Below are 11505 nucleotides of genomic sequence, written 5' to 3'. Positions count from 1 at the left end.
TCCGAACGCGAGGCCCTAGTGGGCGTCCCCGGGATCGGTGACACCGGTCGCGTACGGGTTCTCCTCACCCTCGGCCAGCACGCCGACGAACGGAGCGCCCTCACCCGCGAAGGTGTACGCCCCGCCCTCGATACGGTCGATCAGCCCGAGCGTCCACTCCGCCCCGGAGTCCGCGGAGTGCACCCACATGTTCATGATCTCGCCGATGTGGCCGATCGACTCGGGACCGGCGTCCGGGGTGTAGTAGTCGGTGACCGACGTCCGCCACCTGGCCAGTCCCGCCACCCGCTCCCTGAGCAGGGCGACCGCCTCCGACCGTTCCAGGTCGACGATCCCGCCGAGGCCCGCCGACAGCACGTCCAGCTTCTGGTCGTACGAGGTCAGCGCCGCGCGGAGCAGCGTGAAGTACTCCTCGTCGCCCTGTTCGGTGATCTCGTACTCGGTGCGCGGCGGGCCGCCCGCCGTGCTCGGCGCGACCTCGTGGGCGAGCAGCACTCCCTGCTTCGCCATCTGCTTCAGTGCGTGGTAGATCGACCCCGGCTTGGCGTTGGACCACTCGTGGGCGCCCCAGTACTCCAGGTCGTTGCGGACCTGATAGCCGTGCGCCCGGCCGTGCTGCCGCACGGCGCAGAGGACGAGCAGCCGGATCGCGGACATACCCACCCACCTTTCCACTCAACTCTGACGAGAGTAGCGGTGCGTGATTCAGAGCGGGAAAACACTCCGGCCGTGCTGGATCGATATCCACTTCTGCGTGGTGAAGGCCTCCACCGCCGCCTCGCCGTTCAGCCGCCCGGTCCCGGAGTTCTTCTCGCCCCCGAAGGCCACCAGCGGGTCGTCCTGCACGGTGGCGTCGTTGACGTGGAACATCCCGCTGTGGATCCGCCGGGCGAACCGCACCCCGCGTTCGGCGTCCGCGGTGAGCACGGCGCCGCCGAGCCCGTACGGGCTGTCGTTGGTGATCCGTACGGCCTCCTCCTCACCGTCGAACGTGAGCAGCAGCGCCACCGGGCCGAAGATCTCCTGGGAGAGCAGCGGGGAGTCCTCGGGAAGTCCGGCGAGCACGGTGGGCTCGACGAGAGTGCCTCGGGTGCGGCCCCGGACCGGCGCGGTGGCGCCCTCGGCGATCGCCTGCTCGACCAGGGCGGCCAGGGCGTCCGCGTGGGAGGTGTTGATGACCGGGCCGATCTGGGTCTCCGGATCACGCGGATCGCCGGTCCGCAGCCCCGCCACGCGCGCGGTGAACTTCTCCGTGAACTCGGCCGCCACGGCGCGGTCCACCAGGATCCGGTTGGCGGCCATGCAGACCTGCCCCTGGTAGCCGAACCGGCTGAAGACGGCGGCGTCGACCGCGTAGTCGATGTCCGCGTCATCGAGCACCACCAGGGCGCTGTTGCCGCTGAGTTCGAGAACGGTGCGCTTGAAGAGCGCGCCCGCCGTCGCGCCGACATGACGGCCGACCCGGTCGGATCCGGCGAAGGAGATCACCTTGGGGACCGGGTGCTCGATGAACGCGTCGCCGATCTCGGCTATGTCGGTGATCACGACGTTGAGCAGTCCGGCCGGCAGCCCCGCGTCCTCGAAGATCCTGGCGATCAGCCCGCCGCCGACCACCGGGGCGTTCTGGTTGGGCTTGATGACGACCGCGTTGCCCAGCGCCAGGGCCGGCGCGACCGACTTCATCGCCACCAGGAAGGGGAAGTTGAAGGGACTGATGACGCCGACGACCCCGACGGGCAGCCGGTAGAGGCGGTTCTCCTTGCCGTCCACCGGCGACGGCAGTATCCGGCCGCCGGGGTGCAAGGCCTGGTGCGCGGCCTCGCGCAGGAACTCCTGGGCCGCACGCAGTTCGTGCTGCGCCTTGACCCGGGTGCCGCCCAGTTCGTCGATGACCGCCTCGACGATCTCGTCGGCCAGCCGCTCGGTGGCCCCCAGGGCCCGTTCCAGCACGCGCTTGCGCTCGTACGGACTCGCGGTGGCCCAGGCCGGCTGGGCGCGCTCGGCCGCACGGTAGGCGCGGTCCACCTCGTCCGCGGTGGCGACGGTGATAGCGGCGAGTTTTTCCCCGTTGTAGGGATTGAAATCGATGATGTCCCACGAGCCGGTGCCGGTGCGCCATTCACCGTCGATGTACTGGTCGGCCAGCTCACGGAAGAAGGACATGCGATCCCTTACTGCAGGTGCAGACTCCTGTTGGGTCGTCATCGTACTGAAATATCAGGAGAGTTGGAGAAGACCGCGAAGCAGATCGCGGCTCTCCTCGGGTCCCGGGCTGTCTGCGTGGAGCCGCACCATGGCCTTTTCGTACTGGGCGACTTCTTCTGCCTTGTCCAGATAGAGCGCACTTGTCAGCTGCTCCAAATAGACAATGTCCGACAGATCGGATTCCGGGAATCGAAGCATCGTGAAAGAGCCGCTCTCCCCGGCATGTCCGCCAAAACTGAAGGGCATCACCTGAAGAGTGATGTTGGGCTGTTCCGACATGTCGATCAGGTGCCGCAACTGCGCGCGCATCACCTCGCGTCCGCCGTACGGCCGGCGCAGCGCCGCCTCGTCCAGTACGGCATGGAAGCGCGGGGCCCGCTCGGCGACGAGGGCCTTCTGCCGCTCCAGCCGCAGCGCGACCCGGCGCTCGATCTCGGCCGCGGGGGCGCCGCGCATGCCCCGGGAGACGACGGCATGGGCGTAGCCCTCGGTCTGCAACAGACCGTGCACGAACTGGACTTCGTAGATCCGGATGAGCGAGGCCGCCCCTTCCAGACCGATGTATGTCTGGAACCAGCCGGGCAGCACATCGCCGAAACTGTGCCACCAGCCCGCCACGTTGGCCTCCCGGGCCAGGCCGAGCAGGGAGTCGCGCTCCGCCTCGTCCGTGACGCCGTAGAGCGTGAGCAGATCCTCGACGTCCCTGGCCTTGAAGCTCACCCGTCCCAACTCCATGCGGCTGATCTTCGATTCGGAAGCCCGGATGGAGTAGCCGGCCGCCTCACGGGTGATACCGCGCGAGTCGCGCAACCGCCTGAGCTGCGAGCCCAGCAGGATGCGCCGCACCACGGATCCACTCGACTCGCCTGCCGCCACTGGCCCAACCCTCCCCATCGCTTCCCGGACATCGGAGCTCCCCCTGAACCCCAAGAGCCGGATTCTGCCATCAAAACGCTTCAGCCCGTACTCAATCGATTACGGAAATGGGAAGACTTCCACAAGTCCCCGAAACTCCACCCCGGAAGAAATGAGCAAGAACCGGCACGGGATCGGACAGGTCAGGCGCGTGCACGTGCATCTGCCCTTGCATCTGCCGTGCGCATTCGGAACCATGGGCCTCGCGCACCTGCGTGCTCGTTCGTGTTGTGCCGCTGTACCCGAGTACCCGCAGTACCGAGACAGCCGCGAATCCCGGGAGTGCCTCGCATGGGGACGAATGGATCGACGATGCTCGAGCCGTTACGGCAGGGCCTTCCGCCAATCGATCCCTCTGCCGTCTCCGGATCGGCCACCTGTGCGCTGCCGGCCCGCTACGAGGCCGTCGGCGGGGCCAGGCAGTTCACCCGCTCGACCCTGACCGGCTGGGGTCTGAGCGAGCGGTTCGACGACGTCGCCCTGGTCGTGTCCGAGCTGGTCACCAACGCGCTGCGGCACGCCCTGCCCGCCGACCCGCCGCGCGAACCGCAGGATCCGCCCGTGCGCCTGCACTTGATGCGCTGGACCTCGCGGCTGGTGTGCGCGGTGCGCGACCCGAGCCAGGCGAGCCCGGTGGCCTCCGAGGCCGCCGACTCAGCGGAATCCGGCCGCGGCCTCTTCCTGGTGGAGTCCTTCAGCGACTGCTGGGGCTGGCACCCCTCCCCCGTACTCGGTACGGAAGGCTCACCTCACGGCGGGAAGCTGCGCGGCAAGGTCGTCTGGGCGCTCTTCCGGCTGTCCGAACCGGCGTGACGTTCCGTCGGCGTAATGAGATGACGCCCGGCGCTGCGGGGTGCGGTGCCGCGCCGGCGGGCGGAGGTCATGCCTCCGCTATGAGATGGTCGAACTCCCCGTCCTTCACGCCGAGCAGCAGCGCCTCTATCTCGGCCGGCGTATAGACGAGCGCCGGCCCGTCGGGATGGCGCGAATTGCGCATCGCCACATCCCCGTCGGGCAGTTTCGCGAACTCCACGCAGGAACCCTGGGAGTTGCTGTGTCTGCTCTTCTGCCAGACGACTCCGCGAAGCTCTGTGGCCGCCATGCCGTTGTACACGTGGTGCACAGGACGCTCCCCGAGTTGCAAGGTGCAAGTGTCAACTGTCTCGGATCATAGCTGTGTTCAATTTCGCCTGCATGAGCGGATGCATGGGCAGATGCACGTGCACGGGCGGTATTCCCTCGGTTACAGCTTCCCGGAAGAGAGACGCGCGACAGGCCTCTTCGGCTCCCGATTCCGGGAGTTGACCTCCTGAACCCGGTGGCGACTCACTGGTAGCTTGGATGGTCTTTCGTCCTCTAGGGGGAATTCCACATGCGCAAACTCGTACGTACCGGCGCAGTTGTCGCCACCGGCCTGCTGACCGCGCTCGCGCTCACCGGCTGCGGCAGTGACGGCGACAAGGGGAGCGCGGACAAGGGCTCCGCCTCCGGCTCGGCCCCGGCGCCCGCCGGCAGCGACGACTCCGGCTCCGGAGCGGGTGACGGGGAAAGCGGTTCCTCCGCCGGCCTCAAGGCGCTCGAGGGTGCCTGGGCCGGGCAGACCGACGGCAAGGCCGTGGTGCTGTCCGTCGCATCCGGGAAGGCCGTCGTCGTCGCCGACTCCCATGTCTGCTCGGGCACCGCCACGGGCGCGGGGAAGGTGACGCTGGAACTCAAGTGCGCCGACGGCGACACCGCCCGGACCGCGGGAGCCGTCGAGTCCAACAACGGCAAGACCGTCGTCGTCTCGTGGGACGGCGGGACCAAGGACACCCTGGGCAAGACCGACGCCGACTCGCTCGAAGGTCTGCCAGGCCTGCCGACTCCGTCGTAGCACCGGAGTCCTGGGGTCTTTCGTTTCGCGAGGTGCGGCGCCGGGGCACGCGAGCCCGGCATGGTCCGGACGAGAGGCCCGGGCGTGTTTTGAAAGTAGCGTCGTCCGCCCGAAGGGCGGGCCCGGCGGCGCCTGGTGCGTGCGATCGCAAGGCGCGGACGTGGCCTTGTAGCGGAGCTACTAGGCCATTTCCGCAACGCCGCGAGCGTGCGTGCCAGGCGCCGCCGGGCAGGCGGGACTTTCAAAACACGCCCTAAGCCCCTTCGGCGGACGAGCCGGAACGCGAGCCGGCGTCCAGGCCCCGGGAGAACTCCTCCAGGGCTTCGAGGAGGAGGTCGGCCCCGTTGCGCACCACCGGGTCCGACCCTCGCTCGCTCAGCCGCTCCTCCTCGCTCCACCGCTCCAGCGCTTCCCGGACCGGCGTCCAGTCCGGAACGCGCCGCTCACGCACCGCCTTCGCCCCCTGTTCGGTGGCCCGGCGCAGCGCCTCGGCCAGCGGGGCCGCCGCGGGGTCGGGGGTGGCGCCGCCCTCGGGCAGGTGCGCCTCCATCAGCATCGCGACCCTGCCGAGCTGGGAGAGGGCGTGCTGGGTGTCGTCGGCGGCGGCGTGCGAGAGGCCCCGGTGGCGCACCGGTTCGTGCTGGGCGGTGGCCACCGCCTCCTGCCAGGCGACGCGGGCCGCGCGGTTGGCGAGCAGGGCGTTGCGGACGTCGTCGTGGCCCCGGTCGGCCGGCTCGGCGTACTGGTCGACGACCGACGCGGCGTAACGGCCGTCCTCCTTCAGCCAGTCGCCGAGCCTGTTGCGCAGCCGCGGGGTCTCCCACGCCGGGTAGACGGCGTACGAGATCATCGCGAGGAGCCCGCCGGCCAGGGTGAGGACGACCCGTTCGAGCACGGTCTGGGACCAGTCGTCACCCGCCATGCCGAGCAGGAAGACGACATACGCGGCGACGCAGGCCTGGCCGACCGCGTAGCCGGTGCGCATCAGCAGGTACATCAGCAGGGCGCAGACCACGGCGAGGGCGGCGGACAGCTCCACGCCGGGGTGGGCGGTCTGCACGATGACGGTGGCGAGGACGACGCCGACGACGGTGCCGCCGAAGCGCGCCACGGAGCGTGCGTACGTCTGGGAGAACTCGGGCCGCATCACCATCACGGCCGTCATCGGCGCCCAGTAACCGTGGCCGAACGGCAGCACGGTGCCCAGGAGGTAGCCGACGGCGGCGACGGCGGAGATCCGCACGGCGTGCCGCAGGATCGGGGAGCCGTGGTGCAGCTCGCGGCGCATCGACTTGAGCACGACCGGGATCAGTCGCAGCAGCGTGGGGCGCCTGTGGTGTTCCGCGGGCATCCGGCCGCGGCTCGCCTTGATGGCGTCGTTGGTCTCCTCGACTTCGGCCCGTTCCTCCTTGGTGCCCTCGCCCTCGGCCGCCTCGATGACGTCGGAGAGCAGCGCGGCCAGCCGGTCGGCGGCGCGGAGCGGCGGCCCGGTGAGGAGCGATCCGGTGTCGGGGGTCTTCAGGGTGGCGACGGCGGGCGCCGGCAGCCGCACCGGGTCGCCGTGCCGGATCGCCCGCGCCGCCGCGTCGAGCAGCGAGGCGGCGGCGGCAAGGAGCTCACGGACGCGGTCGCGCTCCGGGCCCTCGGCCGGCACGCCCATCGCCGGGTCCGCGAGCGAGGCGAGCACCGGCCTGATCCGCTCGGCGGCCCCGCGGGAGCCGTGCAGTTCGGCCGGGCGGCGGCGCGCCTGGCGCGGGGTGACGGCAGCCGCGCTGCGGGCCTCCATCAACGGCACCGGGTCGAAGTGGGCGACCGGGTCGTGGCGCAGCCTGCGGGCGTAGTCCGCCTCGGCGGCCAGCGCATCGGCGAGGGCGTCGCGCTGGGCGCCCCATCTGCGGACCGGGAACAGCACGATCAGCGTCGCCTGGACCACCCCGCCGAACGTGATCATCGCGGCGTGCAGGGCCGCTTGGGCGACGGAGGTGGGCAGGGTGATCGTCACCAGCATGATCGCGACATTGGACGCGGCGATGATGCCGCCCGTCGGACCGGCCGCCCACGCGAGTCCGGCGAGGAAGGTCCAGAGCACCAGCAGGATCATGAAGAGCAGAAGCCGTGAGCCGGTGACGTACCCGATGAACGTCGACACTCCGAGGCTCACTCCGGAGACCAGGGCGAGCACCGGCCGGGGCCGCCAGCTGCGCTGGAAGGTGGCGATGGCCGCCTGGAACGCCCCGAAGGCGGAGCTGGCGGCGACGACGGGCCCGAACAGGGCCAGGCTCACCCCGATCACCAGGGCCAGACCGGCCGCACCGCGGATGGCGATCAGCGGTTCGAGGCGCCGTCGCTCGATCGTCAGCCCCGAGCGGGCGGTCTCCCTCAGCGCCCGGAGCCAGCTCATGCCCAGAGCCTAACCGGATTTCCCGTTGTGCCCGACTTGTCGGGTTCGGCACGCGGCGCCCGCCGGCACCGCACCCGTCCGCCCCTCACCCCCGGTCGGTGATCTCCGGCGCCGGCCCGCCCATCCTGGCCCGGTCGGCGGCAGCCGTCCCGTGCGTCCAGCCGTCCAGGTCGGTCGCACCCCTGACCCGGCTGGTCGTGGTCCGCGGGAACATCCGCTCCGCGGTGTCCGTGACCGCCATGTCGCGGGCGGCCAGCACGGGCAGCAGTCCGGGGTCCGCCGCGGTCGGCGGGCCGGCCGCGGCACCCTCGGCGTCGGCTTCGGCGGTGGCGCGGGCGGTGCTGTCGGCCAGCCGGTGCCCCAGCCGCTGGGCGTAGGCCATCAGGAAGGACTGCCGGAACGTCTTGGTCCGTTTGCGCCCGCCGGCCCGCTGGCCCGCCTCGGCCCGGGTCATCGCCACGGTGCCCTGCACCAGCAGCGAGGTGTGGAGCAGTTCCACGGCCTCCAGGTCCGGCTCGAAGCCGACGACCGTCGAGAAGCCGAGGTCGCTGTTCCACACGGCGCGGCAGCGGTTGGCGGAGGCGACGGCGTCGAGCAGGATCGCCTTGGCCGTCTCGTAGGGCGCGTCCACCCCGATCCGGCAGGCGCCCGGTGCCCGGCTGCTGTGCGTACGGGCGGCGAGCAGGGCCTCGTCGATGCTGTGCCGGGCCATCAGCTCCTGCGCCTTGGTGGTGAGCGCCTCAGCCTCCTCGGGGAAGCCGGTCGCCTCGGCCTTGGCCAGCAGTGCCCGGATCCGGGTCAGCATGCGGGGCTCGTCGTGCGCGGGCGGCAGGTGCAGCCCGTCGCGCGGCGCACCGGGCGGGGGCCCCACCGGCTCGATGGCGGGCAGCCCCAGCAGCAGCCGGTAGAGCCCCAGGAGCGCGGAGGCGTAGGAGAACCGGTCGGGGCGGTTGGGCCGCGGCGCCGCGGGCAGCTCGTCCAGCTGGGACTGCCAGCGGGGCGGCAGCCGCTCGTACCGCCGGACCTCGGCGGCGATCAGTCCGGCGGCCAGGCCGGCCCCGTGCTCGTCCAGTTCGCGGCGGACGATCCGTACGAGGTCGGCGGGCAGCCAGCCGCGCTCCCAGGCGCGCCGCACGAACTCCTCGCCGCGCCGCAGCAGCTCCGCGTCGGCCGCCGGATCCGCGGCCAGGAGGGAGGCGCCGGTGTCGAGACCGGCGTCGCCCTGCGAGTAGAGCGCCGCCGCGAATGCCTGGTCGATCACCGGTTCCATGAGCTCAGGGTAGGCGTGGCCGGGTCGGCGGAATTCATCCACAGCCTGTGGACAACAATTCTCCGGCCGGCCCCGCCGGCAGGCGTCACGGCAGGAGGACGAGCTTTCCCCGGACGTGACCCGCCTCGCTCAGCCGCTGCGCCTCGGCGGCGTCATTGAGCGGGAGGGCCTTGGCGACCGGCACCCGCAGCCCGCCTTCGGCGGCGAGACGGGCGTGCTCGGCCAGCTGCTCACTGGAGCGGGCGCCGCCACCGGAGAAGGCGACGCCGTACTTGGCCGCTTCCTGGTCGGCGATGGTGACGATCCGGTCGGTGGTGCCGCCGCGCAGCTCGATGGAGTCGGGCAGCGCGCCGCGCCCCGCCACGTCGAAGACCGCGTCCACACCCTGCGGGGCGAGTTCGCGCACCCGGCCGACCAGCCCCTTGCCGTACTCCACCGGGGTCGCGCCGATCACCCGCAGGTAGTCGTGGTTGCCCGGGGAGGCCGTGCCGATCACGGTCGCGCCGCGGGCCGTCGCCAGCTGCACCGCGGCCGACCCGACGGCTCCGGCGGCCCCGTGCAGCAGCAGGGTGTCGCCCTGGCCCACGCCGAGTTCGTCGAGCACGCGCTGGGCGGTGTTCGTCGCGATGGTCAGCGCCGCCGCGTCCTGCCAGCTCAACTCCGCCGGCTTGGGGGCGACGAGCTCGGCGTCGGCCAGCGCGTACTCGGCGTAGGAACCGGTGGCGCTCCAGCCCAGCACCTCGTCGCCCACCGCGACACCGGTGACCCCTTCGCCGATCGCGTCGACCACCCCGGCGAACTCGACGCCCGGGATCGCCGGGAGCGAGGTGGGGAAGACCTGCTCCATCCAGCCGTTGCGGATCTTGTAGTCCATCGGGTTCACCCCGGCCGCCCTGACCTGCACCCGCACCTGCCCCGTGCGGGGGTGCGGGTCCTCGACCCGGGCGGGGTGCAGGACCTCGGGTCCGCCGAACTCCTCGAAAACGATCGCTTCCATCGCGCCTGTCCCCTCGGTCGATGTTCAGGAACCCGCAGCAGGCCCGCTGCCGATCCTCCCGCCTGCGCGTCGCCCACGCACGCCGCCCCGCTGTCAGTGCCGGGTGCCAGACTCGGCCATATGACCGAACGCTGGGCTCTCGCCGCCACGGAGAGCGGCGGTGCCCGCCTCGCCCCGCTGGGCCGCACGGGCCTGCCCACCGCCCCGGTCCTGACCGAACCCGACCTGGTCGAGGCCGTCCGTTCCCGCCCCGACGTCACCCGCTGGGTGTGGCGCTCGACCACCGAGATCTACCCCCGGCTGCTCGCCGCCGGAGTCACGGTGGCGCGGTGTTACGACATCGAGGTCGCCGAGTCCCTCCTGCTGGGCCACGAGGGCCGGCTCGGCGAACCCCGCTCGGCGGCAGCCGCCCACGCCCGCCTGCACAACGGCCCGGTGCCGCCCGATCCGCTGCCGCGCTCCGCGGAGCGCGGCTCCCAGTCCTCGCTGTTCGAACCCAGGTCCGGGGCGGACCTGCCGTTCGACGCCCTGCTCCAGGTGTACGCCGAGCAGCTCGCCCGCCACGACGCCACGGACCGCCCGGGCCGGATGCGGCTGCTGACGGCCGCCGAATCCGCCGGCATGCTGGTCGCCGCCGAGATGAACCGCTCGGGTCTGCCCTGGCGCGCCGACGTCCACCGGGACGTCCTGCAGGAGCTGCTGGGCGAGCGGTACGCCGGCGGTGGCGAGCCCCGCAGGCTGGCCGAGCTGGCGGACGAGGTGTCCGCCGCCTTCGGCCGCCGGGTCCGGCCGGATCTGCCCGCCGATGTGGTGAAGGCGTTCGCGCAGGCCGGCATCAAGGTGAGGTCGACCCGCCGCTGGGAGCTGGAGGAGCTCGACCACCCCGCGGTCGAACCGCTCGTCCGGTACAAGAAGCTGTACCGGATCTGGACGGCGCACGGCTGGAGCTGGCTCCAGGACTGGGTCCGCGACGGCCGCTTCCGCCCCGAGTACCAGCCCGGCGGCACGGTCAGCGGCCGCTGGACGACCAACGGCGGAGGTGCGCTGCAGATCCCCAAGGTGATCCGGCGGGCGGTCGTCGCCGACGAGGGCTGGCGGCTCGTCGTCGCGGACGCCGACCAGATGGAGCCGCGGGTCCTGGCCGCGATCTCCCGCGACCCGGGCCTCATGGAGGTGGCCGGTCACGACGGGGATCTCTACACCGCGCTGTCGGACCGCGCCTTCCACGGCGACCGCGACCACGCCAAGCTCGCGCTGCTCGGCGCCGTGTACGGCCAGACCTCGGGCGACGGCCTGAAGAATCTGGCCGCCCTGCGCCGAAGGTTCCCGCAGGCCGTCGCCTATGTGGACGAGGCCGCGAAGGCGGGCGAGGAGGGCCGTCTCGTACGGACCTGGCTCGGCCGCACCAGTCCGCCCGCCGCGGGGAGCGGGGACGACGGGGAAGCCGGAATCCCGCAGGACGACGAGCCGGCGGACGGCTCCGGAGCACACTCCGCGGACGGCGGGTTCACCCCCGGCTACGCCTCGTCCGACGCCCGCGCGCGCGGCCGCTTCACCCGCAACTTCGTGGTGCAGGGCAGCGCCGCCGACTGGGCGCTGCTGCTCCTGGCCGCCCTGCGCCAGTCGCTCGGCGCCGCCGGGCTCCGGGCGGAGCTGGTCTTCTTCCAGCACGACGAGGTGATCGTGCACTGTCCGCTCCAGGAGGCGGACGCCGTCGTCGAGGCGATCCGGGCGGCCGGTGAGCTGGCCGGGCGGACCGCCTTCGGTGAGACACCGGTGCGCTTCCCGTTCACCACGGCGGTGGTGGAGCGGTATTCGGATGCGAAGTGAGCCGGTCGCGGGAC

10 protein-coding genes are annotated in these 11505 nt (G+C 71.8%); 3 read left to right on the top strand and 7 right to left on the bottom strand.

Going from position 1 to position 11505, the window contains the following annotated elements; all coding sequences use genetic code 11:
• Nucleotides 1–15: 15 nt before the first annotated feature.
• From LNW71_RS17430 to LNW71_RS17420, 3 genes are read right to left on the bottom strand one after another with little or no spacing between them, the layout of a single operon-like run.
• Nucleotides 16–657 (bottom strand): PadR family transcriptional regulator, encoded by a 642-nt coding sequence (locus LNW71_RS17430; protein ID WP_250969078.1) that lies wholly within the window; start codon nt 655–657, stop codon nt 16–18.
• A 48-nt stretch (nt 658–705) separates the two neighbouring features.
• The gene (locus LNW71_RS17425) at nt 706–2163 is read right to left on the bottom strand and encodes an aldehyde dehydrogenase family protein (RefSeq protein WP_250969077.1); all 1458 of its coding nucleotides are present in this window, start codon (nt 2161–2163) and stop codon (nt 706–708) included.
• Between the two features lie 54 nt (nt 2164–2217).
• A complete protein-coding gene (locus LNW71_RS17420) occupies nt 2218–3099 on the bottom strand; it encodes a helix-turn-helix transcriptional regulator (RefSeq protein WP_250969076.1) in 882 nt (293 codons plus the stop codon).
• A 333-nt stretch (nt 3100–3432) separates the two neighbouring features.
• Here LNW71_RS17420 and LNW71_RS17415 point away from each other — a divergent pair, with 333 nt between their 5' ends.
• Nucleotides 3433–3933, top strand: coding sequence for an ATP-binding protein (locus LNW71_RS17415; RefSeq protein ID WP_250969075.1), 501 nt, complete (start codon nt 3433–3435; stop codon nt 3931–3933).
• Nucleotides 3934–4000: 67 nt separating this feature from the next.
• On the opposite strand, the gene LNW71_RS17410 is transcribed toward LNW71_RS17415, so the two are convergent.
• Nucleotides 4001–4243, bottom strand: coding sequence for a DUF397 domain-containing protein (locus LNW71_RS17410; RefSeq protein ID WP_250969074.1), 243 nt, complete (start codon nt 4241–4243; stop codon nt 4001–4003).
• A gap of 249 nt (nt 4244–4492) precedes the next feature.
• Between LNW71_RS17410 and LNW71_RS17405 the strand changes: the two genes are divergently transcribed.
• Entirely contained in the window at nt 4493–4993 is a 501-nt protein-coding gene (locus LNW71_RS17405) for a hypothetical protein (RefSeq protein ID WP_250969073.1), read from the top strand.
• 253 nt (nt 4994–5246) lie between these two features.
• Here the strand turns inward: LNW71_RS17405 and LNW71_RS17400 are convergent, their stop codons facing one another.
• From LNW71_RS17400 to LNW71_RS17390, 3 genes are all read right to left on the bottom strand, one after another.
• The gene (locus tag LNW71_RS17400) at nt 5247–7394 is read right to left on the bottom strand and encodes an FUSC family protein (RefSeq protein ID WP_250969072.1); all 2148 of its coding nucleotides are present in this window, start codon (nt 7392–7394) and stop codon (nt 5247–5249) included.
• Nucleotides 7395–7479: 85 nt separating this feature from the next.
• Nucleotides 7480–8664, bottom strand: coding sequence for a DUF2786 domain-containing protein (locus LNW71_RS17395; protein WP_250969071.1), 1185 nt, complete (start codon nt 8662–8664; stop codon nt 7480–7482).
• A gap of 85 nt (nt 8665–8749) precedes the next feature.
• Nucleotides 8750–9661, bottom strand: coding sequence for an NADP-dependent oxidoreductase (locus tag LNW71_RS17390; protein WP_250969070.1), 912 nt, complete (start codon nt 9659–9661; stop codon nt 8750–8752).
• 120 nt (nt 9662–9781) lie between these two features.
• Between LNW71_RS17390 and LNW71_RS17385 the strand changes: the two genes are divergently transcribed.
• Nucleotides 9782–11491, top strand: coding sequence for a bifunctional 3'-5' exonuclease/DNA polymerase (locus tag LNW71_RS17385; RefSeq protein ID WP_250969069.1), 1710 nt, complete (start codon nt 9782–9784; stop codon nt 11489–11491).
• The last annotated feature ends 14 nt before the right edge of the window (nt 11492–11505 follow it).

This window comes from Streptomyces sp. RKAG290 (assembly GCF_023701695.1).
Lineage (GTDB): Bacteria > Actinomycetota > Actinomycetes > Streptomycetales > Streptomycetaceae > Streptomyces.
Note: the sequence above shows the minus strand (reverse complement) of the source record. Positions and strands in the feature narration are given on the sequence as shown.